The 23273-nt window shown below is 47.8% G+C and carries 26 protein-coding genes; 10 read left to right on the forward strand and 16 right to left on the reverse strand.

Annotated features, from left to right (window positions below):
• Positions 1–73: 73 nt before the first annotated feature.
• Positions 74–589 (reverse strand): ribosome biogenesis factor YjgA, encoded by a 516-nt coding sequence (yjgA, locus tag ACN0R8_RS13585; RefSeq protein ID WP_417598306.1) that lies wholly within the window; start codon positions 587–589, stop codon positions 74–76.
• A gap of 130 nt (positions 590–719) precedes the next feature.
• On the opposite strand from yjgA, the gene pmbA reads away from it, so the two are divergent.
• The gene (gene pmbA, locus ACN0R8_RS13590) at positions 720–2108 is read left to right on the forward strand and encodes a metalloprotease PmbA (RefSeq protein ID WP_417598308.1); all 1389 of its coding nucleotides are present in this window, start codon (positions 720–722) and stop codon (positions 2106–2108) included.
• Positions 2109–2260: 152 nt separating this feature from the next.
• On the opposite strand, the gene mgtE is transcribed toward pmbA, so the two are convergent.
• The 12 genes from mgtE to ACN0R8_RS13650 form a co-directional block, all read right to left on the reverse strand.
• Positions 2261–3616, reverse strand: a complete 1356-nt coding sequence (mgtE, locus tag ACN0R8_RS13595; protein ID WP_078320295.1) for a magnesium transporter — start codon at positions 3614–3616, stop codon at positions 2261–2263.
• A 250-nt stretch (positions 3617–3866) separates the two neighbouring features.
• The gene (locus ACN0R8_RS13600; protein ID WP_417598310.1) at positions 3867–4151 is read right to left on the reverse strand and encodes an HPr family phosphocarrier protein; all 285 of its coding nucleotides are present in this window, start codon (positions 4149–4151) and stop codon (positions 3867–3869) included.
• A 5-nt stretch (positions 4152–4156) separates the two neighbouring features.
• Positions 4157–5020, reverse strand: coding sequence for an RNase adapter RapZ (gene rapZ / locus ACN0R8_RS13605; protein WP_417598312.1), 864 nt, complete (start codon positions 5018–5020; stop codon positions 4157–4159).
• 211 nt (positions 5021–5231) lie between these two features.
• Complete coding sequence (ptsN, locus tag ACN0R8_RS13610) at positions 5232–5681, reverse strand: PTS IIA-like nitrogen regulatory protein PtsN (protein ID WP_417598314.1); 450 nt, start codon at positions 5679–5681, stop codon at positions 5232–5234.
• A gap of 22 nt (positions 5682–5703) precedes the next feature.
• Complete coding sequence (hpf, locus tag ACN0R8_RS13615) at positions 5704–6012, reverse strand: ribosome hibernation promoting factor (RefSeq protein ID WP_078320299.1); 309 nt, start codon at positions 6010–6012, stop codon at positions 5704–5706.
• An 84-nt stretch (positions 6013–6096) separates the two neighbouring features.
• Positions 6097–7632, reverse strand: coding sequence for an RNA polymerase factor sigma-54 (locus tag ACN0R8_RS13620; protein WP_417598317.1), 1536 nt, complete (start codon positions 7630–7632; stop codon positions 6097–6099).
• 25 nt (positions 7633–7657) lie between these two features.
• Positions 7658–8383, reverse strand: coding sequence for an LPS export ABC transporter ATP-binding protein (gene lptB / locus ACN0R8_RS13625; protein WP_417598320.1), 726 nt, complete (start codon positions 8381–8383; stop codon positions 7658–7660).
• Positions 8380–8952, reverse strand: a complete 573-nt coding sequence (lptA, locus tag ACN0R8_RS13630) for a lipopolysaccharide transport periplasmic protein LptA (RefSeq protein ID WP_417598322.1) — start codon at positions 8950–8952, stop codon at positions 8380–8382. Before lptA ends, lptB begins: the two co-directional genes overlap by 4 nt.
• A 2-nt stretch (positions 8953–8954) precedes the next feature.
• The gene (lptC, locus tag ACN0R8_RS13635; RefSeq protein ID WP_417598324.1) at positions 8955–9617 is read right to left on the reverse strand and encodes an LPS export ABC transporter periplasmic protein LptC; all 663 of its coding nucleotides are present in this window, start codon (positions 9615–9617) and stop codon (positions 8955–8957) included.
• A gap of 2 nt (positions 9618–9619) precedes the next feature.
• Positions 9620–10159 (reverse strand): KdsC family phosphatase, encoded by a 540-nt coding sequence (locus ACN0R8_RS13640; RefSeq protein ID WP_417598326.1) that lies wholly within the window; start codon positions 10157–10159, stop codon positions 9620–9622.
• Positions 10160–10269: 110 nt separating this feature from the next.
• Positions 10270–11235, reverse strand: coding sequence for a KpsF/GutQ family sugar-phosphate isomerase (locus tag ACN0R8_RS13645; RefSeq protein ID WP_417598328.1), 966 nt, complete (start codon positions 11233–11235; stop codon positions 10270–10272).
• 13 nt (positions 11236–11248) lie between these two features.
• Complete coding sequence (locus tag ACN0R8_RS13650) at positions 11249–12208, reverse strand: calcium/sodium antiporter (RefSeq protein ID WP_417598330.1); 960 nt, start codon at positions 12206–12208, stop codon at positions 11249–11251.
• Positions 12209–12444: 236 nt separating this feature from the next.
• Between ACN0R8_RS13650 and ACN0R8_RS13655 the strand changes: the two genes are divergently transcribed.
• From ACN0R8_RS13655 to hisD, 9 genes are all read left to right on the forward strand, one after another.
• Positions 12445–13269 carry an ATP-binding cassette domain-containing protein gene (locus ACN0R8_RS13655; protein ID WP_417598332.1) on the forward strand — a complete coding sequence of 275 codons (825 nt, stop codon included), beginning with the start codon at positions 12445–12447 and terminating at the stop codon, positions 13267–13269.
• A complete protein-coding gene (mlaE, locus tag ACN0R8_RS13660) occupies positions 13269–14051 on the forward strand; it encodes a lipid asymmetry maintenance ABC transporter permease subunit MlaE (RefSeq protein ID WP_417598334.1) in 783 nt (260 codons plus the stop codon). The genes ACN0R8_RS13655 and mlaE overlap by 1 nt, the downstream gene beginning before the upstream one ends.
• A gap of 1 nt (position 14052) precedes the next feature.
• Positions 14053–14517 carry an outer membrane lipid asymmetry maintenance protein MlaD gene (gene mlaD / locus ACN0R8_RS13665; protein WP_417598336.1) on the forward strand — a complete coding sequence of 155 codons (465 nt, stop codon included), beginning with the start codon at positions 14053–14055 and terminating at the stop codon, positions 14515–14517.
• A gap of 64 nt (positions 14518–14581) precedes the next feature.
• Positions 14582–15247, forward strand: coding sequence for an MlaC/ttg2D family ABC transporter substrate-binding protein (locus ACN0R8_RS13670; RefSeq protein ID WP_417598337.1), 666 nt, complete (start codon positions 14582–14584; stop codon positions 15245–15247).
• Between the two features lie 2 nt (positions 15248–15249).
• Positions 15250–15594: an STAS domain-containing protein gene (locus tag ACN0R8_RS13675; protein WP_417598339.1), complete on the forward strand. Its 345-nt coding sequence runs from the start codon at positions 15250–15252 to the stop codon at positions 15592–15594.
• Positions 15595–15737: 143 nt separating this feature from the next.
• On the forward strand, positions 15738–15995 hold the full coding sequence (locus ACN0R8_RS13680) for a BolA family protein (protein WP_417598341.1): 258 nt from the start codon (positions 15738–15740) through the stop codon (positions 15993–15995).
• A 28-nt stretch (positions 15996–16023) separates the two neighbouring features.
• Positions 16024–17286, forward strand: a complete 1263-nt coding sequence (gene murA, locus ACN0R8_RS13685) for a UDP-N-acetylglucosamine 1-carboxyvinyltransferase (protein ID WP_417598343.1) — start codon at positions 16024–16026, stop codon at positions 17284–17286.
• A gap of 18 nt (positions 17287–17304) precedes the next feature.
• Positions 17305–17952, forward strand: a complete 648-nt coding sequence (gene hisG, locus ACN0R8_RS13690) for an ATP phosphoribosyltransferase (RefSeq protein WP_417598345.1) — start codon at positions 17305–17307, stop codon at positions 17950–17952.
• Positions 17953–18060: 108 nt separating this feature from the next.
• Complete coding sequence (hisD, locus tag ACN0R8_RS13695; RefSeq protein ID WP_417598347.1) at positions 18061–19377, forward strand: histidinol dehydrogenase; 1317 nt, start codon at positions 18061–18063, stop codon at positions 19375–19377.
• A 76-nt stretch (positions 19378–19453) separates the two neighbouring features.
• On the opposite strand, the gene ACN0R8_RS13700 is transcribed toward hisD, so the two are convergent.
• From ACN0R8_RS13700 to ACN0R8_RS13710, 3 genes are all read right to left on the reverse strand, one after another.
• A complete protein-coding gene (locus ACN0R8_RS13700) occupies positions 19454–20338 on the reverse strand; it encodes an EamA family transporter (protein WP_417598349.1) in 885 nt (294 codons plus the stop codon).
• Between the two features lie 142 nt (positions 20339–20480).
• The gene (locus tag ACN0R8_RS13705; protein ID WP_417598351.1) at positions 20481–21221 is read right to left on the reverse strand and encodes an AraC family transcriptional regulator; all 741 of its coding nucleotides are present in this window, start codon (positions 21219–21221) and stop codon (positions 20481–20483) included.
• 9 nt (positions 21222–21230) lie between these two features.
• A complete protein-coding gene (locus tag ACN0R8_RS13710) occupies positions 21231–23111 on the reverse strand; it encodes an ATP-binding protein (RefSeq protein WP_417598353.1) in 1881 nt (626 codons plus the stop codon).
• Positions 23112–23273: the final 162 nt, after the last annotated feature.

Below are 23273 nucleotides of genomic sequence, written 5' to 3' on the forward strand. Positions count from 1 at the left end.
CTGAAGCGACCTCCTGTGCCATCTGACTCTGAGTCAGGTTTTGGGATGCCTGGGTTTGCCCTGGAACCTCAGCTTAAAGGCCGTAAATTTCCCGCAGACTCCGAAATATTTTCCGGGCGGCTGCCGGAGGTTTCTCATTTTTCAGTTCTTTCTGGGCCGTTCGGATCAGCTGTCGCAGCATTTGCCGGTCAGTCTCTGGCTTTTCCTCAACCAGCGCGTTCAATGCATCATCGCCTTCAGCAATCAGGCGATCACGCCAATGCTCCAGCATATGGAACTGGCGGTTATAAGCTTCGCTTGTGGTATCGAAAAGGGCAATTTTTTCAGCGATCGCCTCAGTATCTTCCCGACGCATCACTTTGCCAATATATTGCAGATGGCGCCGCTGAGCTTCGTGGGAGCGAATCCGTCGAGATTCATCAATGGCCGCCAGCATCTCATCGGAAAGCGGCAACTGTTTTACCTGATCTGCATTTAGGGTCAGAAGTTTTGCACCCATTTCCTGAAGTGCCTTCATTTCCCGTTTTATCTGGGATTTGCTCGGGCCTTCTTCGAACTCTTCGTAGTCTTCTTGAATCTCGTCGGTCATATTCTTCACTTGTACAGTTATTACTTGCGGGAAGTTTAACACAGTTAGCAATTAAGGCCGATGCGGAGCGGAATACTGACAGGTGTTTGAGCCATTTTATAAAGAAAACAGAATTTTATGGGAGTCCGCTATGAGTCAGGACCAGAATCAAAGTCAAAATAGGTTCTCTGCAGCAAATACTGAGCTCAGTGAGCAGATGGAAAACTGGCAACAGCAGTTGCCATCCTGTGCTGATAAAGTTCTGCAATTGGCAAAGCAGAAAGGAGCGACCAGCGCGGAGCTTTCTGTTGGAGCCAGTAGAGGGTTGTCAGTGAATGCCCGTATGTCTGAGGTTGAGACTGTAGAGTTTAATCAGGATCAGAGTTTGTCTCTGACGCTGTATCAGGGGCAGCGAAAAGGGCATGTTTCTATCACTGATCTAACGGATCAGGCGTTAGAGCAGGCGGTCGATATGGCACTGGCTTTTGCTGAGCATACCGCAGAAGATCCCTTTGCGGGTCTTGCTTCTGCTGAATTGATGGCGGAATCCTGGCAGGACCCGGAGCTTTATTATCCAAAGCCTTTTGATGTTGATCAACTGGTCGACCTGTCTCTGGTTTGTGAGTCTTCTGGTAGACAAGATAGCCGTATCACGAACTCTGATGGTGCCGGTTTTCATATTGGAGAGCGTACGAGCTTATATGCAAACAGCCATGGCTTTCAGGGGCAATTATGGGGTACTAACTACTCCGCCAGCTGTGTACTGATCGCCGGTGAAGGGGACCAGATGCAGCGGGATTACTGGTATGACAGCCAGCGCCAATGGGATCTTTTAAGCTCGCCGGAGGTCATTGGTCAAAAGGCTGCAGAGCGAACTCTGATGCGCCTTAACCCGCAAAAAATCTCAACCCGGAAGGTACCTGTGCTATTTGCTGCAGAGGTTGCCTCAGGTTTGCTGAGCCATCTTATGGGGGCGATCAGCGGTGGTAGTCTCTACCGCAATGCCTCTTTTCTGAAAGATCGTTTGGGTGAACAGCTTTTCCCTGATTTCGTTTCTGTTTTTGAACAGCCCCATCTCAAGGGTGGCGTTGCCAGCGCTCCTTATGATCAGGAGGGGATTGCAACCCGGGATAACGTATTTGTTGCTGATGGCGTTCTGCAGCAATACATGCTGGGTTCATATTCTGCCCGAAAATTGGGACTGGAAACGACTGCAAATGCCGGAGGGGCCCGTAACCTCAGAGTTTCTTCCACCGGTGAAAGTTATGATCAGATACTGAGTAAACTGGGAACAGGTCTGCTGGTAACCGAGTTGATGGGCCAAGGGGTTAATATGGTCACCGGTGACTATTCCCGCGGTGCTGCAGGTTTTTGGGTTGAGAATGGCGTGATCCAGTACCCGGTACATGAGATTACTATTGCTGGAAATTTGCAGGACATGTTCAGTCATATCGTGGCAATCGGCTCAGATGTGGACACCCGGGGTAATACACAGACTGGCTCGATTCTGATTGAGCAGATGTCTGTCGCTGGCGCCTAGGAGCTTAAGCGGCTGCGAAATCAATAACCGCCTGATTCATTGTGCAAAAAGAAAGGCCGGATAGTTTCTCTATCCGGCTTTTTTGATAATGGGTGCCGTTTGCTCTGGTAAGTCATGCCGTTTTTTTGGTAAATAGCGATTTGAAAGGAGGCTTAAAGATAAAAAGCGGTGGCAAGTCCGAGGAATGCCAAAAAACCGATGACATCTGTGACGGTGGTCAGAAGCACACTTCCTGCCAGCGCCGGGTCGATTTTCATCCATTTCAGCATCAGAGGCAGAGCAGCCCCCGCCAGAACTGCAATCAGTAGGTTAATGATAATAGCTGTGCCGATAATCGCACCAAGTTTGACGTCATCAAACCATAGTATGGCAACACCGGCTACAACCAAGGCCCAGACGACGCCATTGATAAGTCCTACGATAAACTCCCGGTTCAATAGCCAGGGTGTATTACTGGATGATATATGCCCAAGGGCCATACCCCGGATAACTACGGTTAATGTCTGGCTCCCGGCAATACCTCCCATACTGGCAACAATCGGCATCAGAACGGCCAGAGCAACAACTTTTTCAATTGTCGCGTCAAATAACCCGATGACGGCTGACGCCAGAAACGCGGTCAGCAGATTGATGCCCAGCCAGACGGCCCGGCGTCTTGCGGTCAGAAGAATAGGTGAGAAGGTATCTTCATCTTCATCCAGGCCTGCCATGCTCATCAGAGAGTGATCGGCATCTTCCCTGATAACGTCGACCACGTCATCGATAGTAATACGGCCCAGCAAAGTTCCCTGATCATCGACAACGGGAGCTGAGATCAGATCGAATTTTTCAAATAAATTTGCGACTTCGTTATCCGGCATATCCGCGGGAATCACAATGGTGTCAGTATCCATGACTTCACGTACTGTGATATTTGGGTCTGAAACCAGTAGGCGAATAATGGGCAGCATGCCAATAAAGTGGTCGCCCCGGCTGACCACCAGTACCGAGTCAGTGGAGTCTGGCAGTGACTCGTGGCGACGAAGATAGCGCATAACCACATCCAGGGTGATGTCCGGCCGAACGGTGATGGTGTCTGTATTCATCAGACCGCCAGCCGTATCCTCAGGATAGGAGAGTACCGATTCAACACGGTGCCGGTCCTGGGTATCCATGGAGACCAGAACCTCCTGGATCAGAGTATCCGGCAGCTGTTGAAGAAGGTCGGCAATATCATCGGTTTCCAGACCTTCGGTCGCTGTCAGAAACTCTTCAGGCTTCATGCGTTTCAGATAAATTGCCTGAATATCATCTACCAGATGCTGAAGAACCTCGCCCTGAAACTCAGGTTCAATTAGGTTCCAGAGCAGATCTCTTTCTTTTGGAGGAGAGGATTCAAGTAGGTGTGCAACGTCCTGAGCAGGCAGGCCCCGGTTGAGCATGCGGCGAACCTGGGCGAATGCGCCTGAGTCCATTGCATTGGTCAGACGTTCGAGCACTGGAGGGATATCCTGTTTTTCGCTGGCCATAAATTACCGTGGTTATCTGAAGGTCTACTTAATATTACCGCCGATTCTGCTGTATCGGGCAGAAGATGATTTTTTCGCCGGGTAAAACGCTCTGGGTGTTTATGGCGTGATGAATATATATTTTTATCCTGAGACCTGGTTTATTCAGGAGCTTTTATGATTCCGGTACTTTTTGATTCTAATCAATATTTCAGTGCATTGATATTAACCGGATTTTTCTGCGATGGCCAAACAGCATGGGGTAGCTGAGTTAAGCTCCGTCACCAAGTCCTTTAGCAAATAGCTGAGTTATGGCTGCTTCGATCTCTGACGCCTGTGTATCATCAGCATTCACCTCCACATGAAAGACAGTACCCTGAGGTGAACTCATCATCATCAGGGCCATCATGTTACGGCAGTCTGCACTACGCCCTGAATCATGATGCCGAAGTGTGATACTGGCTTCTTCGAAACTGCTGGCCAGTTCCAGCAATTTTGATGCTGGTCTGAGGTGAAAACCCTTACTGTTCTTAACGGTAACCGTGAACTCTGCCATAGCGGTTAATCCTTATTGGCCAGGCTGAGATCCCGGTGCCTTACCAGTGTTTGCGGGTGCTGATGCTTAAATTTTTCTGCCAGCTGGTCTGCAACAAAAACAGATCGATGTTGCCCGCCGGTACAGCCAATACCAACGGTTATGTAGCTTCGGCTACTGGCTATAATGCTGGGGAGCCATTTATCCATAAAACCGGATATATCAGAAATCATGGCTCGTACACTGAAATCCTGCTCTAAAAACCCGATGACAGGTGCATCTTGGCCTGTAAAACCACGTAGATGTGTTTCCCAGTATGGGTTTGGTAAACAGCGGACATCAAAAATAAAGTCGCAATCTTTAGGGGTTCCCCGCTTAAAGCCGAAGGATTGAAACTGGATGGCTACATTTTTCTGGTGAGAGGCATTTTCGAGCTGCTGAGTGATGATCTCCCTCAGGTCGTAGATACTGAGATTGCTGGTATCGACTCTCAGGTCAGCCTGTTCAGCGATCAGCTCAAGCAGGTTGGCCTCCTGAGCTAAGGCTTCGGAGAGAGAAACAGTTTCTGATGAAAGCGGGTGTTTGCGCCGGGTCGCATTAAAACGATCAATCAAGGTGCCATCATCAGAATCAAGATAGATAATCTGGGGGTCATATCCTTCTGATTTCAATTTCTCTATGTGAGGCTGTACACCCTGTGGGTCGGTAACAATATTTCTGGCATCAATGCTGACAGCAACCATTGGATTCGAATCGGGGAGATTCGATGGTAACTGGCTCAGAAGTCCGATTGGCAGATTATCGATGGCGAAGTAGCCCAGATCTTCAAGTACATGCAAAGCAATACTTTTGCCCGATCCGGAGCGACCACTAATAATAACCAGTTTCATGACACATCCCTTTCAGCTTAATCAGTTTTTGCTGTGGCAGGCAGTTATACAGGGTCTGACATGTAAATGCAGCCACAACAGGTGATCTTATCAGTGAAGTTTAATCCGTTACAGAGGTGATGATAGACATTGATAGGGTCGGCCGTATGACAACAGACCCTATCAATACGGTGTGATCAGAACGTTATTCACACCGGTTGGGCTCAGGCTGTCACTCCCGTATCCAAAGTTCATACAGATTCTCGGAGCTGACTGCTTCACGCAGTTGACGACAAAAATCCGGGTCAGAGAATTTTTCTGCTAATCCGGACAAAAGTTGCAGATGCGTATCTGTAGCCTCTTCCGGAACAAGCAAAATAAAGACCAGGTCAACCGGGCGACCATCAATCGCATCGAAGTCGATCTTGTCTTTAAGACGAATAAACGTACCTATGCTTTCCGAGCAGTTTTTTACCCGGCAGTGAGGAATTGCAATACCTTCACCTACGCCGGTACTCCCAAGCCGTTCTCTGGATATGAGGCTATCAAACACCTCAGTACTTTCCAGAGTTGGAATCTGTTGAGAGATAAACTTACTGAAGAACTCTAGGAGGCGTTTCTTGCTGCCTCCGGAAACCCCATCAAGGGTTCTCGGAGGAGTCAGAACAGAATTGAGTAACATAGATATCAGTTATGCTCAATAATTAGCGGGCTGTCGCACCCTGTTTACGGGCCTGGGCTTTTTCTTTGTGCTTGATCAGCTGGCGGTCAATTTTATCCGTCAGCATATCAATAGACGCATACATATCGTCAGCTTCTGCGTTGGCATGCAGATCAGCACCAGCAACGTGTAGTGTAGCTTCTGCAATCTGGCGCTCTTTCTCCAGCTTCAGAACAACCTGTACATTGGTGATGTTGTCAACGTGACGTTCCAGGCGCTCAAATTTAGTGGAAACATACTCTTGAAGCGCTTCAGTTAGTTCCAGATGTTGACCGGTAATATTTAATTGCATAAATAGCTCCTTATTATTCGCGGTCTTGCCATTTCGATTGTATCGCTTTTCAGGTATTTGCAAAGCGTTTTTTCTAAATTGATTTTAAATCAATTTCTTACGTTCATTTGATGGCGGTATATTCATTGCTTCACGGTACTTGGCGACAGTGCGTCTTGCAACCTTGATTCCTTGCTCTGCCAGCATGTTAGCCAGCTTGCTGTCACTGAAGGGCTTCCTGGGAGGCTCATCTGCGATCATTTTCTTAATCATAGCCCGAATTGCTGTGGAAGAGGCTTCTCCGCCAGCCGTTGTGCCGACATGACTTGAGAAAAAGTACTTCAGTTCAAAAATCCCACGGGGTGTATGAATATATTTCTGTGTCGTCACCCGGGATATCGTTGACTCATGCATTCCAATGGCGTCTGCGATGTCGTGCAGAACGAGGGGTTTCATCCCCTCTTCGCCAATCTCAAGAAATGCCTGTTGGCGCTTAACAATCTCAATGCCTACCTTAAGCAGGGTTTCGTTACGGCTATGCAGGCTTTTCAGAAACCAGCGAGCTTCCTGGAGCTGGTTTTTCATAAAGGTGTTATCGCGGCTATTATCTGCGCGCTTGATGAGCCCTGAGTATGCCCCGTGAATTCTGATCTTAGGTGCAATATCGGGATTCAGGTCGACTTTCCAGTGATCCTCTTCCCGAGTGACAAACAGGTCCGGAGCTATATATTCTGCGTGCTCTGTTGAGATCGATGAACCGGGTTTCGGGTTCAGGCTACGAATCAGTTCAATAATTTCCTGCAGTTCAGGTTCTTTGACTCTGAGACGGCGCATCAGCTGAGTGAAGTCACGACTGCCCAGCAGGTCTAAGTAAAGTGTAATCAGCTTGCGGGTTTTTTCCATCAGAAAAGCACTGGTATCCAGTGTTTCCAGTTGAACCAGAAGGCACTCCTGCAGATCCTGAACGCCACAGCCAATAGGGTCGAGATTCTGAATATAGCCTTGCACAGCTTGAACATCTTCTATTTCCAGTTCGTACTCACCGGACTGCAGTTCTTCTCTACTTTGCAGGCCTTCATAAATCTCTTCGATAGGGGAGGAGAGATAGCCATCAGGATCTATACTGTCAATGATTGCTTCAGCAATCATACGGTCCCCAGCAGGGAGGCCGGACAGATTAAGCTGCCATAACAGATGATCCTGCAAAGTTTCAGTGATAACACCACGTTGCTCTAAGTATGAACCATCATCATCGCTGGGGGCGGATGACTGTGTGTAGAGGCTCTCCTGATAGACATCGTCCCATCCGCTATCTACGGGAAGGTCCTCAGGTATGGAGTCCTGCCAGCTATCTTCAGCGGTGGCGGTGTAGCTTTCCAGCTCTGACTCCTGGGACTCAGCAGAGGTATTGCCTTCACTTTCAGGCTTACTTTGCGCCTCTTTATTACTGTCAGTATTGTCCTCAGTATCACTACCTGAGTTAAATTCATCTTCAACTTCCAGCATAGGGTTAGATTCAAGGGCTTCCTGAATCTCTTGCTGAAGGTCAAGTGTCGACAGTTGCAGCAGGCGGATCGCTTGTTGCAATTGAGGTGTCATGGTCAGGCTTTGACCAATTTTAAGCTGTAAGGCCGGTTTCATAGATTACGGCTTATTTCCAAAGTGGTTATAACTTGAACTCGTTCCCGAGATAGACATCCCGGACCTGTTGGTTATCCATAATATTAGCCGCATCGCCTTCGGCAATAATCTGTCCTGCACTGACGATATAGGCTTTCTCACAGATATCCAAGGTTTCACGAACATTATGGTCTGTGATAAGAACACCAATATTTCGTGCTTTAAGCTGGCGAATAATCGACTTGATCTCATTCACTGAAATAGGGTCGACCCCAGCAAAAGGCTCATCCAGCAGGATAAACGAGGGCTCTGTGGCTAAGGCTCTGGCAATTTCAACCCGGCGGCGCTCACCGCCAGACAGACTCATCCCCAGGCTTTTTCGGATATGAGTAATACTGAATTCGTTGAGCAGGCGCTCCAAATGCACTTTGCGTTCTTTTTTGGTGAGGCCTTTTCGGGTTTCCAGGATACCCAGAATGTTGTCTTCAACAGAGAGTTTACGGAAAATCGAGGCTTCCTGAGGTAGGTAGCCAACCCCTTTTTGTGCCCTGCCGTGCATGGGTAAAGGTGTTATATCCTCTCCGTCCAGCGTAACGTATCCTGTATCGGAGCGAACTAAACCGACGATCATATAAAAGGATGTCGTTTTACCTGCACCATTTGGCCCCAACAAACCGACAACCTGCCCCTGGTTAACCTCAAGGCTTATATCTTTGACAACCTGGCGTTTTTTATAGCTTTTTGCCAGATGACCGGCCTTCAGTGTTTTCATTGTGCCTGCTCACCTTCACCCGGAAACAGGATGATTTTTACCCGCCCATCCGTTGACTGTTCGTTTTGTGCCTTATTCTGTCCCCAGGCCTGAATACGCTTACTTTGCAAATGATAACGAATACGTTCACCGCTGAAGCTGTCCTGGCCATTTTCCAGCTCAGCCTGATGGGTTAGCTCAACCTGCTGTTGTGATGCAAGGTAGTCAATTTTCATCGCATAGGCTTTAACAATAGGGTCTTCTGGCTTAGGTTGTTGTTGCAGGTATACGCGATCATTGAGGCCTTCAGCGATGATTTTGTCTATTTCGCCGTCTGATTTGCGATAAACAGTTACTTTATGAGCTTTAACCCTGAGACTGCCTTGCTCTATTTCAACTTTGCCTGTGTATATAGCGGTGCCCTGATCAGGGTTAAACTCAGCGCTTTGCGCTAAGACGCTGACGGGTTGTTGGGCGTCGTTTTCCAGAGCTGATGCAGGTGTAAATACAAGACCTGCCATGATCAGCAGCAAGAGCCGATAGAGTGCCTTAGTAAAAGAACGGGATAAATGACGAATAGGTTGTGCCATGCTTATTTATCCTGTTGTGATTCCGGTACATTAGTTTTTTGGATCAGGGGCAGGTTTTGCTTCTGATAAAGGCTTTTGACCTGGTTTTTAAGCGTGATTTGATTTGTAGCAAGGTCAGCAAACAAGCCCATGGCAGAAGTAATGCCTTCCTGAGTGATAATCTCGATGGCCTTGTCTGTTGTTGCCTGATTTTTGTCCATATCAATATTCAGCTGTTCCGTGCTCAGCTGCATATCGACAGGAGCCTCAACCCTAGTATCTGACAGGTTTTCTGCCGATATCTGCCAGACTATAACATTTTGATTTAATTGAAAATGACTGCCGTCACCTTCGACTAAACCAGAATTGGCCATCGCTTGCCACTGAGGCATACCAGTGTTTCCATAACTGATGATCTCAGGGTTGACCAGTGCCGTTTCTTCAATATCAGGATAGTGCAGCAGGCGCTCACTCCTGAGTGAACGGCTGAGCACACCATCGGCGTTATATTCCAGAAAGGTGCTGTTAACCGTATAGTAATCCGGCTCAGATGGGGCATCAGGCACATCAGAAAACAGGTCAAAAGACTGGGGGCGTTGTACGTCAAGGAAATGTACTGCAACGCCCAGTACCATAAGGCCAATAAGGCTGATAAAACGTTTTTTCAGACGTTTACCAAATAGCATTTTCAGCAACCCAGAATATAGTAATCAAGAGCGTCCTGGAGCGTTCCCTGTGCCTGCATGATGAAGTCGCAAACTTCACGAACGGCACCCTGCCCGCCTTTTCGGTTAGTACACATGTCTGCATGCTGAACCATATATTCAGGCGCATTGGGTACGGTAATACCCAGTCCAGAGGCTTTGATTGCAGCCAGATCTGGCAGGTCATCACCGCAATAGGCTATTTTTGACCAGTCTAGGCGTTTATTCTCCTTAATTGTTTTCAGGGCAGTCAGCTTGTCCTCTCGGCCCTGGATCAGAGTTTTAATTCCCAGCGCCTGGGCCCGCAGCTCAACCATCTTAGAGCGTCGGCCGGTGATAATTGCAACTTCAACACCGCTGGCCTGTAGCATTTTGATGCCATGACCATCAAGGCTGTTGAAGACCTTACTCTCACTGCCATCGGCATGAAAGTAGAGGCTACCGTCCGTGAGCACACCATCAACGTCCAGTACCAGAAGGCGAATAGAACGGGCTTTATCTTTGGGTGTGTCGATATATGACATAAGAAGCTCCAAAAATGGCTCTGAATTCTGTGCTATGACAGAAGGGCTTTATACTTAAATTTAAGTCACGTGATAGATTTAAGTCACGTGAGGCCTGGATGAAGACCGGTTTAAATAACGCCTGCCCGCAGCAAATCATGCATATTAAGGGCACCAACAGGGCGATTCTCAGTGTCTGTAACTAGTAGTGCATTAATTTTTTTCTGCTGCATGATTTCTACTGCTTCAGCTGCAAGCTGTTCCGCTGAAACGGTTACAGGGCTGGCCGTCATTACATCATCCACGATGACCCTGTGGATATCTAAACCTTGGTCTAGCGTCCGGCGAAGGTCGCCGTCGGTATAAATACCAGACAGCTGGCCCTGTTCAGAAACAACCCCCGCCATACCTAGCCCTTTTTGGGTTATTTCCAGTAAAACCGTTTGCAGGACTGTGCCTGCTTTAACCAGTGGCAGACGGTCTTCGGTATGCATGATGTCGGCTACTTTCAGAAGCAGGCGGCGCCCCAGACTGCCACCGGGGTGGGAAAATGCAAAATCCTCAGGACTGAACCCTCTGGCCTCAAGAAGTGCTATAGCCAGTGCATCCCCCATGACCAACGCGGCTGTGGTGCTGGAGGTTGGCGCAAGATCTAATGGACAGGCTTCCTGTTTTATATCGATAAACAGGTGGGCTTCTGAGAACTTTGCAAGGGTCGAACTCTTTGATCCGGTAATACTGATCAAAGGAATTGCCTGGCGTTTCAGAAGGGGGAGTAGAGTCGTGACTTCTGAGGTTTCACCGGAGTTTGACAGGGCAATAACAACATCTCCGCGGGTGATCATGCCCAGATCCCCATGACTTGCTTCTCCGGGATGAACAAAAAAAGCCGGTGTGCCTGTTGAGGCCAGCGTGGCCGCAATTTTGTTCCCAATATGGCCGGATTTTCCCATACCGGTGACAACAACTCTGCCGCTGCATGTTAGTAGCAGTTCACAGGCATTCGTGAAGTTTGCATCAAGATGGCGAGCCTGAGCGGTAACGGCCTCGGCTTCCAGTTTAATGGTTCGCTGTGCGGAGGTGATATAGTCATGCATGAAGAGATCTCCGTCAGATTGCAGCCAGATAAACGGTATAGAGGTAACCGATATAAATGAGGCTCAGAATGCCGCCTTCAAGACGGTTCAGCTTGCCCTTTTTACGCATAATAACGATAAGAGCGGCCACCAGTAGAGTAAGTCCAGCCATTGTTAGGTAATCGCGCCCCATCACGTCTGGGTCAATAACCACAGTTGCAAAGAAGCCTGGAACTGGTAATACAGCAAGAAGGTTGAAAATATTTGAGCCAACAACGTTACCTAATGCGATTTCATGGTGACGCTTAAGCGCGCTGGCAACACTTGCAGCCAATTCAGGCAGGCTGGTGCCAATGGCGACAATCGTGAGGCCGATAATGACATCGCTGATGCCGAAAGATGTTGCAATATTGATGGCGCCCCAAACAAGCATGCGTGAGCTGCCAACCAGAAGTGCCAGACCCAGCAGTAGCCAGAAAATTGCTTTTCCCTGGGGCATATCCGGGATCTCTTCCTCTTGGTCTGCCATCGAGTCAGAGTCACCTTTAAATAACCACAGCAGGCTAAGCACCAAGGCTGCCACCAGAATCAGAGAGTCAACAAGGGTGATCTGACCGTCGATCATGACAGCCCCCGCCAGCAGGGTAATACCAAGCAGCAAGGGAATCTCTTTACGCATCAGTTTCATATTAATGGGCAGAGGTGCAATTAACGCTGTAATACCCAGTACAAGACCTATATTGGCGATGTTTGAGCCAAGGGCATTACCTACGGCAAGTCCCGGATTACCTCCGATAGCGGCGATAGCTGATACCAGTATTTCAGGTGCAGAAGTCCCGATGGATACTATGGTCATACCGATCAGCATAGGTGACATGCCAAGATTTTTTGCTGTTGCAGCTGCACCGGCAATAAAGCGGTCGGCACTCCAAACCAGCAGAGCTAAGCCAATAATCAAAGCAGCTATTGAAAAGGGAAGTGTTTCGGGAATCATAAGGCCTGTTTAATTCAGTTAAGTGTCGGGGGGCAATTAAAGAAGTTACGGTGGCTGAATGCAAGTCTGAAATTGTGAAACCTGCGTATAGAGTTGTAATGTGAGAGGGATGCATAAATTGATAAAGTGATCAATAAAACGATACTGATTAATATGAAAGCTGTATTTCTTTGCCCCCTACGGTAAAGTTCCGCCTTCTTAAAATTGCACATTTCGTACAGGGTTTCTTATTCTATATGTCTGATACTGCCAATTTGGTTAAGATCAACGAGCTCACATTTTTACGTGAGAAACGTGCGATTTTTTCAGAGCTGAGTCTGCGTATACCCAAAGGGAAAATCACAGCGATTATAGGCCCCAGCGGAACCGGTAAAACCACGTTGCTTCGCCTGATAGGTGGGCAGTTGACGCCTGACCGGGGTGACGTTGTTGTTGATGGGCTCTCTGTACCGGGTTTAAGCCGTAAGCAGTTGTTCGAACTTCGTCAGCGAATGGGAATGCTCTTTCAGAGTGGTGCACTTTTTTCTGAGCTAAGTGTTTTTGAAAACGTCGCTTTTCCTTTGAGGGTTCATACGTCACTGCCAGACGATATGATACGGGATCTGGTACTGATTAAGCTTGAGTCCGTTGGGCTGCGTGGTGCCCGTGATTTAATGCCTTCAGAGCTTTCTGGTGGTATGGGTAGGCGTGTCGCCTTGGCTCGTGCTATTGCATTGGACCCTGAGCTTATGATGTATGATGAGCCCTTTGTGGGTCAGGATCCTATAACGCTAGGGGTTCTGGTGAAATTGATTCGCCAGTTGAATGATGCACTTAATATGACGACAGTGCTTGTTTCCCATGATATTGATGAGTGTCTGAGTATTGCAGATCATGTTTGTGTGCTGAGCGGTGGACAGGTATTGGTGGAAGGAACCCCTGAAGAGATTCTTAAAAGTGACCTGGCTGAAGTAAAACAGTTTATACAGGGCTTGCCGGACGGTCCGGTGCCTTTCAGGTATCCGGCGATTGATTTTGCTGAGGATATTCTATTCGCAGGTAAGAGTGGAGTGTCAGTGTAATGCTGGATTGGTTGCAACATATAGGTCATAGGGTGCTTTCCATTGTTGCCGGGTTAGGCCGTTCAGCGCAGCTTCTGATAGCGGCGCTTCTTGGGGTTGGTTATGTTCTGAAAAATTTCCGACTTCTGATTAAGCAGGTCTATGTGACAGGGGTTTTATCTATTGCCATTATTGGCGTGTCCGGCCTTTTTATCGGTATGGTGCTCGGGCTTCAGGGATATTCTATTCTGGTAGATTTTGGCGCTGAAGAAGCACTGGGTCAGATGGTTGCACTAACGCTGCTTCGTGAGCTGAGTCCCGTTGTTGCTGCATTACTATTTGCAGGACGTGCAGGCTCTGCCCTTACAGCGGAGATCGGTCTGATGAAAGCAACAGAGCAATTAGCCAGTATGGAAATGATTGGTGTCGATCCGATTAAACGGGTTATTGCACCGCGTCTTTATGCTGGGATTATCGCGTTACCACTTCTGTGTATTTTGTTTAGTGTGATTGGTGTCTGGGGTGGCATGTTGGTTGGTGTGGAATGGCTTGGGGTTTTTGAAGGTTCCTACTGGGGCAATATGCAAGCTTCGGTTAGCTTTATTCATGATGTCTTAAATGGTGTGATTAAAAGTGTGGTCTTTGCCTTTGTTGTGACCTGGATTGCTGTTTTTCAGGGCTATGACCTGGAGCCAACATCAGAGGGGATCAGCCGTGCAACGACTAAAACAGTGGTGCATGGCTCGCTGGCCGTATTGGGACTGGACTTTGTTTTGACCGCGTTAATGTTTGGGGATTTTTGATATGACAACTCGTTGGATCGAGATCAGTGTGGGTGGCTTTGTCATCGCAGGCTCTCTGGCACTATTACTTCTGGCCTTTAAGGTCAGCGGACTTGACCTGAGTGGCGATGATAAAAACGCTTATACGGTTTATGCTCACTTCAATAACATTGGTGGCCTGAAACCAAGAGCCAAGGTTACCATGGCAGGTGTTACCATAGGCCGTGTTTCCGCCGTGGAAATTGATTCACAGTGGTATGATGCCAAAGTGACACTGAAAATTGATAACAGTATGCGAAATAAACTATCTACGGATACAACGGCTATGATTCTTACCTCCGGGCTTTTGGGGGAGAACTACATCGGTCTGGTTGTCGGTGCGGAAGAAGAGATGTTGGCTGATGGTGGTGAAATACGTGATACTCAGCCAGCATTAGTGCTGGAAGATCTGATTGGCAAATTCCTTTCCAGTATGGGTAAAGAGTAAGCACATCGGTTCACATATAAATCCGGTTCTTTCTGGAAAGAATATAAACCTAAAGAGTTAAATTATGCTGACGCAGCGATCTATATTCAGTTTTTTTGCATCTGTAGTTCTGGTGCTTGCTGTGGTTATGCCTGCCAGAGCGGTTGTAGAAACACCAAAAGAAGTGGTAACCCGAACGGCCAATGAATTATTAGGTATTATTGAAGAAGCCCGTATTTACTACGATGAAGACCCTCAACGCTTTTATGATAATGTTGAGCAAATCCTGGAGCCTGCAATCGATATGCGTCGTTTTGCTGCGGGCGTAATGGCTAAATATTACCGGATTGCGACCAAGGATCAGCGGCGCCGTTTTCTGGATGTGTTCAAAGGCAGTATGATCCGGACTTATGCCAAAGGACTGCTGGCCTTCTCCAATGAAGAGATTCGGGTGCTGGAGCCTAAAGGACCATCCCGTGACCCTGATCGCGATATGGTGGAAATGGAAGTAGTGGCGGTTGATGGTACGGTTTACCCTATTATCTATTCCATGCGTAAAGGAAAAGATGATCTCTGGCGTATTACCAATGTAACGGTCAATGGTATTAATTTAGGGCTAACATTCCGGAACCAGTTTGACAGTGCAATGCAGGCCCACAACCGTGACTTTGACTATGTCATTGAAAACTGGTTAAAAAGCGATTCTGCCTCTGTCATTTCAGAGGATTCCGTTGAAGAAGCGAGCGAGTAACGATGAAGCCGTGTGCAGAAAAGAACCAGAGAGCGGCCGTCGTCACTAGCCAGCCTGGAGTGTTACAGGTTAGTGGTGTGTTGGATTTTTCAACAATTTTACCACTGCGGAAACAGGGTGAACTTCTGATAGTGGAAGGGCCTGAAAGTATCGAAGTAGACTTTTCTGGCGTTCATGCATCGGGCAGTGCTGCGGTTTCACTGATGATGTGTTGGCTGCGAGCCGCCTGTCGGGCTGATAAAGCGATTCATTTTACCGGAGTACCAGACCTTCTTGAGCGGATTATCGCGGTATCCGGTCTTTCCGGTCACCTTTCCTTTGAGCGCCCCCACCGCTGTTGTGAATAGTCTTTATCTGAAATGATTATGGGCAAAAATCGCCTTTTGTCCTCTTTTCTAATAATATTGTCCTCTTAGCTTTATCAAGCGTGTGTCATCATCAAAACTCATCTCTTTATCAGGTGGCGCTTAACTCAAACGCGGAGACAAAAATGCAAGCCAGCGAATTGCAAAAAACTTTAGAGAGCAAACTGACTGACTGCGAAGTAATTGTTCAGGGTGATGATGGTCGTCACTTTGAGATTGTTGTTATTGGTGAAGTGTTCGCTTCTCTGACCCCAGTAAAAAAACAACAATATGTATATTCTGGTCTGAATGACCTGATTGCGTCCGGCGATGTTCATGCGGTTCAGATTCGCACATTTACGCCTGAGCAATGGAAAGATGCCTCTCAACTCCGCGTAGGTTAATCGCATACACATTTATTACGGATCGCAGATGGATAAACTACTTATTACCGGAGGTCGCCCACTTGATGGCGACATCCGTATTTCCGGTGCAAAAAACTCAGCATTACCTATTTTAGCGGCAACTCTTTTAGCAGAAGGGCCCGTGCGTATTGGTAATCTGCCGCACCTGCACGACATCACGACCATGATTGAGCTGCTCAGCTGCATGGGAATTGAGCCGGTTGTTGATGAGAAAATGCGTATTGAAGTGGATGCCAGAACGATCCGCAATTGCCATGCTCCCTATGACCTTGTCCGTACTATGAGGGCTTCCATTCTGGTTTTAGGCCCTTTGCTGGCGCACTTCGGTGAGGCTCAAGTATCTCTGCCAGGTGGTTGTGCAATCGGTAGCCGTCCCGTCGATCTCCACATTCGTGGCCTTGAGGCCATGGGTGCTGATATTTTAGTTGAAGATGGTTATATCAAAGCTAAGGTTAATGGCCGGCTGAAAGGTGCCAATATTTTGTTTGATACCGTGACGGTAACAGGGACCGAGAATATCCTGATGGCAGCTTGTCTTGCCGATGGAACATCTGTTATCGAAAATGCTGCCCGTGAACCGGAAGTGACCGATCTGGCTGAATGTCTGATTGCGATGGGGGCAAATATTTCAGGTTTGGGCACCGACCGTCTTGTGGTTGAGGGTGTCGAGACACTGCATGGCTGTCAGCATGATGTGGTTGCTGACCGGATTGAGACGGGCACCTATCTGGTGGCTGCCGCCGCATCACGGGGGCGTATTCTGGTGAAGGATACCCGGGCTGATATTCAGGATGCTGTTCTGCTGAAGCTTGAAGAAGCGGGTGCGCACATCTCAACCGGTGAGGGTTTTATCGAGCTGAACATGAACGGTAACCGCCCGAAAGCTGTCAATTTACGCACGGCTCCTTATCCGGCTTTCCCTACTGATATGCAGGCTCAGTTTGTTGCAATGAATGCAGTGGCTGAAGGCAGTTCCCGTATCACGGAAACCATCTTTGAAAACCGCTATATGCATGTTCAGGAAATGCTGCGTATGGGGGCGAAAATTGATGTTCAGGGAAATACTGCAATCATTAATGGTGTTGAACGGTTAAAAGGGGCCCCTGTGATGGCAACAGACCTGCGGGCATCAGCAAGCCTGGTTATTGCTGGTCTGGTTGCGGATGGTGATACTCTTGTTGATCGTATCTACCATATTGATCGTGGTTATGAATGCATTGAAGAAAAAATGCAGCTTTTAGGTGCTAAGATCCGTCGAATCCCAAGCTAACAGGTTTTATTCATTACTATGAGCCAATCGCAAGAGCCACAACAACTGATTATCGCGCTGTCAAAGGGGCGTATTCTTGATGAAACTCTGCCGCTTTTTGAGCAGGCAGGGATCTATCCGCTGGAAGATGTCCGTAAAAGCCGAAAACTGATTTTCGATACCAACCTGGATCATGTGAAACTTATCATTATTCGCGCAACGGATGTTCCGACCTATGTTGAACTGGGGGCTGCTGATATGGGCGTTTCCGGTAAAGATGTACTGATGGAGCATGGTGCCAAAGGTATCTATGAGCCACTGGATCTGAACATCGCCCGTTGTCGTCTGATGACGGCAGGTATGAAGGGGCAGCAACGACCGGAAGGCCGTATACGTGTCGCGACTAAATTTATCAATGTTGCCAAACGGTATTATGCGGAACAGGGTGTTCAGGCTGATCTGATTAAGCTTTACGGTGGCATGGAGTTGGCGCCTATTATGGATCTGGCCGATGAAATTGTTGATATCGTTGATACCGGCAATACATTGAAAGCCAATGGTCTGGAAGCCCGTGAAGATATCGCTCCCATCAGCACCCGATTGGTGGTTAGTCAGGGCGCGATGAAAATGAAGCATCAGCTGATACAGCCTATTATCGAGCAATTACGTTCTGCCGTTAACGGGTAAGACGTAAACAGGGTTCAGTTTTTTTAGCTTACCCTGTGCTTTTCCCGGAGGTTAGCTTCTGCCTCCGGCTATTTTTTCCTCAAGTCTTTTTTAAACCGGAAAATCCCTATGTCATCGAACGTCTCTGTAAAACGTCTTGTTTCCTCCCAAGCTGATTTCTCCCAACAACTTGATACTTTACTTGCCTGGGAATCAGTTTCTGATACCGCCGTAAATGAAGCGGTTACTGATATTTTGCATCAGGTTAAGCATCAGGGAGATAAAGCAGTTATGGCATTTACAGAGCGCTTTGATCATCTGCATGTGGAGGACTTTTCCAGTCTTGAAATGACTCAGGAGCGTCTTCAGCAGGCTTTGGATGGCTTACCAGCAGAGCGGCGGGCAGCTCTGGAACGTGCCGCTGAGCGCGTGCGTTCTTATCACGAGAAGCAGGCTCAGGGCCAGGGCTCCTGGGAGTACACTGAAGAGGATGGCACCTTGTTGGGACAGCAGGTGATGCCGATGGATCGTGTTGGTGTTTATGTGCCTGGTGGTAAGGCAGCCTATCCATCCTCTGTGTTAATGAACGCAATTCCGGCGAAAGTTGCCGGTGTTGAAGAGATCATCATGGTGGTGCCTACACCCCATGGCGAGCTGAATGAGCTGGTTTTAGCTGCTGCCTGTATTTCAGGGGTTGATCGTGTGTTTACTATTGGTGGTGCTCAGGCGGTTGCTGCTCTGGCCTATGGCACCGAAACGGTACCTCGGGTCGATAAGATCGTTGGCCCTGGTAATATCTTCGTGGCGACTGCTAAGCGCATGGTTTTTGGCGCGGTTGGTATTGATATGATCGCCGGCCCTTCTGAAATTCTAGTGGTTTGTGACGGCAAAACCAACCCGGACTGGATTGCCATGGATCTGTTTTCTCAGGCAGAACATGATGAAGATGCCCAGCCTATTCTGGTGAGCTGGGATAAGGATTTTATCGACCAGGTTGAAGCCAGTATCCAGAAACTGATGCCAACTCTTGAGCGTGAGCCTATCGTTCGGGTCTCTATGGCGGAGCGGGCTGCTCTGATTCAGGTGAAGGATCTGGATGAGGCGATTGAGGTGACGAATCGTATCGCGCCGGAACACCTTGAGCTCTCCATAGAAGACCCTCAAGCCGTTGTAGGCCGGGTTCGCCATGCTGGTGCTATCTTCATGGGGCGCTATACAGCAGAAGCGCTGGGCGACTATTGTGCAGGACCTAACCATGTTTTACCCACATCGGGAACAGCGCGCTTTTCATCACCTTTAGGGGTCTATGATTTCCAGAAGCGCTCATCATTGATCATGTGTTCGGCAGATGGTGCCTCTGAGATGGGTAAAATTGCTTCTGTTCTGGCTCGTGGGGAGAGCTTAACGGCACATGCCCGTTCGGCAGAGTACCGCATTAAAGACTAAGCCCGATCTGCATCTTGCATAAAACCGGCCTTGGCCGGTTTTTTTTATGGACTGACGCAGGTTCGCTAGAATACTTTCAGATTTGATCGGGTTTAATTACTGCTTTGGCTCTGAGTGTCATAGGGCTGGCGATAAAACCACCGGTTACGACAAGCAGCAAGGCCGCGAGTAAAATAAAACTCCATTCGCTGATACCGGCTAAAACCAGACTAAAAGCGGTGATTAAAGGTGCTGCAAAACTGGATATAGCCAGAAGAGAGCGGTTGCCCTGTTTCATTCCTATATCCCAGAGATAGAAGGCTCCCCCCACCGGGCCGAGGCCTAATAGCAGAGCGCCCATAATTTCTGTGGCGGAAAACTGCCAGTAAGGCGTTTCAAAGAAAAAATGAGCGATCAGAGATAGTAGGGCAACGACCAATGATAGCCAACCAATATTGTCGGCACCTCCTGTGTTTTTCGAGAGATACCAAGAGTAAGTCGACCAAATTAAAGCGCAGGATGCAGCCAGCAGGTAGCCGGTCAGGTAATCAGGAGATATATCAGAAAATGCTGAGATTCCCTGATGCTGGCTTATCACCAGGCTTACCCCGGTAAAGCCGATCAGACCACCATATAACGCCTGTTTCTTCCTGCCCTTTTCAGCTACAAATAAGGTCAGAATCAAAGGCCACAGATAAACAATCAGACTGACCTGAATCGCCGGAGCAAACCGAAGCGCCATAAAATAGCAAAAATGAAACCCGAATAAACCAGCTATGCCAATAAGCCACTGAGGCAGAGTCATAACGGGGCGTTCGAAAAGTGCAGTATGCTGGGCTCCACGCTTTACAAACATCAAAACCGCAGATATTGAAAAGCAGATAAAAAGCAGCTGAAATGCAGGGATTTCACTGGTCAGGCTGCCGAGTAGGGCAAGTATGCCCCATGAGCTGATAGCCATTAAGCCTAAGAAAGTGGGCATGTTGCTGACTCCATACTGAATAATCGCTAAGGTATAACCTGGATTTTAGAGCCAATTGAGGATCTTTAGTGTGCTGAAAAGCTGATACTTTATTCTTGAATAGGTATTTAGAGATTCTTGAAGAGGTATGCAAAGCAGAGACTTAGCGAGCGCGATAGTCTTTAGGTGGCTGCCCCCAGTATTGACGAAAGCTGCGACTGAATGCTGACGCATCGGTATAGCCTACTTTTTGAGCAATAATTGCTATAGGAGTATCGCTATGGCTGAGCAGTGCTCGTGCCTTTTGCATACGCAGTACCCTAAGGTGTTGCAAGGGAGGCTGACCATAGATATCGACAAAGAGCTGCTTGAAATGGCTCAGGCTTAAACATGCAATATCCGATAACTGGCTAAGCTCTGGTGTATGGCTGAGATCTTTTTTCAGAAAGTCGACGACCAACTCTATTCTTTTATCCTTCCGAGCGTAGGGCTGCTGTTGAGATAGTAAGTGATAAAAGATATGGCCCATGGGTTGCTCGATATCTGGGTCGAGCTGGTTATTGAGTTGCTGCTCTGCAAAAAGGCAGAAGTCAAAGAAGTGGTTGCTGAGCGCTAGAAGAGGTTTTTCCAGTTGAGTCAGGTGCGCTGGGAGGTTGTGGATATCTGCAACCAGAAAGCGGGATTCCTGGTGGGAGGAAAATCGATGGATGTGACCCGGAGGAATGACAACTGCCTGTTTTACACCTAGCTCTGACTCAAACCTGAAGGGGAGGTGCTCACTAGCACCAGAAAAACCAAGCGCCAGCCTAATTTTTCCCTGCAAAGGAATGACAACCTGTGCATATTCATGCCGGTGACTTCTGGGATTCAGGGTATACGACCGAAGTGATAATCGTGTTTGCACAGTCTGTACTTAGCCTCCTACAGACAGTGTTTCAGGCAAAAGAGGCAGCTGTATCATAACCTTCAGCCCTTCACCTGGTTTGGATGCTGTCTGAATACTGCCTGCGAGGGCTTGAGAAACCTGATTGTAAACGATATGCATACCAAGGCCGATACAGATGCTGTCACGCTTAGAGGTATGAAAAGGTTCAAACAGTTTATTAAGTTCCTGCTGTGACATGCCCTGGCCATTATCCTGATAGCAGATCGAAAGCCCGTCCGGTGTTTCCCTGATTGAGATGGCAATGTTATTGGACGGGTCAGAGGACTTAAAGCCGTGGATAATACTGTTATTAATCATTTGGTGAAATATTTGCACCCAGCTTTGAGTGATCGTTGGCCAATTCAGATTATCTTCACAGGTGAGCTGAACGTTAATCTGTTTATCCTGAAGTTTTTGCTGTAATCCGATGATAATATCACCGAGCAGTTGTTTAACATAAACAGGTTCAACTCTGCCCTGCCCGTTCTGTGCTGTAGTCTGCTTAAACACCTGTATCAAACGAACAACCCGCTGCAGATTAGCTTGCATTAATTTGTAGGCTTCGTAGTTAGGGTCTTCCTCTGAGTCTGGTTCAAGCATCATGCCCGCTGTAATGGCAACCCCTAAAGGTGTATTAATTTCATGGGCGATACCGGAGATCAGTGAAGCCAGAGCCGCCATTTTCTCACGCTCTATAAGCTGGCTTTGAGTGATTTCAAGCTTATGAAGAGATTGCTCAAGCTCCAGTGTCCTCAGAACAACACGTTTTTCCAGTGTCTCATTAAGCTCCTGAAGTGCTTGCTCTGCTCGCTTGCGGGAGGTGATCTCAATCGCTGAGCCTCGCATGCTAACAGCCTGAGACCGAGGGTGTACCTGTGCGCCATGGAAGATAAAGTTACGCTCTTCACCATGGAGATTTAGCCTGACTTCTACGCTTTTGAAGTCATGGCCCTGGCGTATCGCTTCACCCATTGCTCTATTTGGAATAAGATCCGTTAACTTGTGGCTGTACGTCTGGTTATCGGTGATACCTAACTGAGCTTGCATCTGTTCTGAGGCAAAAGTAATTCTGCCTTCAGCGTCCGTTTCCCAGAGCCAGTCAGAGGCTGAATTGGCAAAGTCGGTAAAGCGATCTCTTTCTGCTTCTATTTTTGCATAGAGCTGGTTTAAGTTGTAACTGAGTTGATTAACAGAAAGAGCCAGTATACTAATTTCATCATGCTCTGAAGTTATAAAGGGTACTTGGTCCAGTTGTATGGCTTTGTGCGGTTGATTGGGGAGGAAGTGATCCAGGTAGTTCAGAATTCTCAGAATTCGCCGGTTTACGCTAAGTTGAAAAACCCAGAGAATCAGACCTGAAACGATAAATGTCTTTATACCATTGACGATCAGTGTCGATAAGAATGTTTGCAGAAGTTGTTGATAAATTCGTTCCGAGGAAGACTCAGCATAGAGCTGGCCTAGCATAAAGCGACTGCTGTCCTGACCGTTGTATTGAAGAGGAATCAGCTGGCTCATCTTATCACCGGTTACTTCTTTGCCTGCCTGCCAAACCTGGTTGCTGGTTGCTGAGGTCACTCTTATAAAAGATATGTCCGGTAATTTAACCAAACCTTCAAGGCGTATATTGAGTTGGTGTTCATTAAACTCCCACAAATTAATTGTTAGTGATTCGACATGGACATCCTTTAGCTCCTGAAACCGCGTTTCGACAGAACTGACTTCCTTGCGGTAATCGCTATAGAGCTGAATCAGAGTGGAGGTTAGGGTAATCAGGCTGCTGATTATGATGAGAACAATAATAATCCTGCGACCGATAACACTGGCAAAAGGATGTCGTGAAAGCTTGTGTGAAGTCGACAGCGGCATAGAGGCTACCCGTCACTCAATAAAAATGTGGTTAACGCATTATTTTCAGCATAAAGGCTGAATAAGGTAGTGGCAACTGTATTCAGCGGGCTTTTCCAGACCCGAAAGTACCAAGCCCCGAGTTTCCCCGGGGCTTGGTCTGTCTTTATATATCAGGTCAGG

The sequence above is a fragment of the Oceanospirillum sp. genome (assembly GCF_048265165.1).
In the GTDB taxonomy this organism is placed as follows: Bacteria; Pseudomonadota; Gammaproteobacteria; order Pseudomonadales; family Halomonadaceae; genus Oceanospirillum.

What these genes read in the sequence shown, in the direction of transcription:
- lptA (WP_417598322.1), bottom strand. Translation starts at nt 8,952, where the DNA reads ATGGCACAACCTATTCGTCATTTATCCCGTTCTTTTACTAAGGCACTC.
- ACN0R8_RS13700 (WP_417598349.1), bottom strand. Translation starts at nt 20,338, where the DNA reads ATGCCCACTTTCTTAGGCTTAATGGCTATCAGCTCATGGGGCATACTT.
- ACN0R8_RS13675 (WP_417598339.1), top strand. Translation starts at nt 15,250, where the DNA reads ATGAAGCCGTGTGCAGAAAAGAACCAGAGAGCGGCCGTCGTCACTAGC.
- ACN0R8_RS13710 (WP_417598353.1), bottom strand. Translation starts at nt 23,111, where the DNA reads ATGCCGCTGTCGACTTCACACAAGCTTTCACGACATCCTTTTGCCAGT.
- hisD (WP_417598347.1), top strand. Translation starts at nt 18,061, where the DNA reads ATGTCATCGAACGTCTCTGTAAAACGTCTTGTTTCCTCCCAAGCTGAT.
- mgtE (WP_078320295.1), bottom strand. Translation starts at nt 3,616, where the DNA reads ATGGCCAGCGAAAAACAGGATATCCCTCCAGTGCTCGAACGTCTGACC.
- ACN0R8_RS13650 (WP_417598330.1), bottom strand. Translation starts at nt 12,208, where the DNA reads ATGATTCCCGAAACACTTCCCTTTTCAATAGCTGCTTTGATTATTGGC.
- mlaD (WP_417598336.1), top strand. Translation starts at nt 14,053, where the DNA reads ATGACAACTCGTTGGATCGAGATCAGTGTGGGTGGCTTTGTCATCGCA.
- hisG (WP_417598345.1), top strand. Translation starts at nt 17,305, where the DNA reads ATGAGCCAATCGCAAGAGCCACAACAACTGATTATCGCGCTGTCAAAG.
- ACN0R8_RS13655 (WP_417598332.1), top strand. Translation starts at nt 12,445, where the DNA reads ATGTCTGATACTGCCAATTTGGTTAAGATCAACGAGCTCACATTTTTA.
- rapZ (WP_417598312.1), bottom strand. Translation starts at nt 5,020, where the DNA reads ATGAAACTGGTTATTATTAGTGGTCGCTCCGGATCGGGCAAAAGTATT.
- ACN0R8_RS13600 (WP_417598310.1), bottom strand. Translation starts at nt 4,151, where the DNA reads ATGGCAGAGTTCACGGTTACCGTTAAGAACAGTAAGGGTTTTCACCTC.
- murA (WP_417598343.1), top strand. Translation starts at nt 16,024, where the DNA reads ATGGATAAACTACTTATTACCGGAGGTCGCCCACTTGATGGCGACATC.
- ACN0R8_RS13670 (WP_417598337.1), top strand. Translation starts at nt 14,582, where the DNA reads ATGCTGACGCAGCGATCTATATTCAGTTTTTTTGCATCTGTAGTTCTG.
- yjgA (WP_417598306.1), bottom strand. Translation starts at nt 589, where the DNA reads ATGACCGACGAGATTCAAGAAGACTACGAAGAGTTCGAAGAAGGCCCG.
- ACN0R8_RS13620 (WP_417598317.1), bottom strand. Translation starts at nt 7,632, where the DNA reads ATGAAACCGGCCTTACAGCTTAAAATTGGTCAAAGCCTGACCATGACA.
- ACN0R8_RS13640 (WP_417598326.1), bottom strand. Translation starts at nt 10,159, where the DNA reads ATGTCATATATCGACACACCCAAAGATAAAGCCCGTTCTATTCGCCTT.
- lptB (WP_417598320.1), bottom strand. Translation starts at nt 8,383, where the DNA reads ATGAAAACACTGAAGGCCGGTCATCTGGCAAAAAGCTATAAAAAACGC.
- mlaE (WP_417598334.1), top strand. Translation starts at nt 13,269, where the DNA reads ATGCTGGATTGGTTGCAACATATAGGTCATAGGGTGCTTTCCATTGTT.
- lptC (WP_417598324.1), bottom strand. Translation starts at nt 9,617, where the DNA reads ATGCTATTTGGTAAACGTCTGAAAAAACGTTTTATCAGCCTTATTGGC.
- ACN0R8_RS13645 (WP_417598328.1), bottom strand. Translation starts at nt 11,235, where the DNA reads ATGCATGACTATATCACCTCCGCACAGCGAACCATTAAACTGGAAGCC.
- hpf (WP_078320299.1), bottom strand. Translation starts at nt 6,012, where the DNA reads ATGCAATTAAATATTACCGGTCAACATCTGGAACTAACTGAAGCGCTT.
- ACN0R8_RS13680 (WP_417598341.1), top strand. Translation starts at nt 15,738, where the DNA reads ATGCAAGCCAGCGAATTGCAAAAAACTTTAGAGAGCAAACTGACTGAC.
- pmbA (WP_417598308.1), top strand. Translation starts at nt 720, where the DNA reads ATGAGTCAGGACCAGAATCAAAGTCAAAATAGGTTCTCTGCAGCAAAT.
- ptsN (WP_417598314.1), bottom strand. Translation starts at nt 5,681, where the DNA reads ATGTTACTCAATTCTGTTCTGACTCCTCCGAGAACCCTTGATGGGGTT.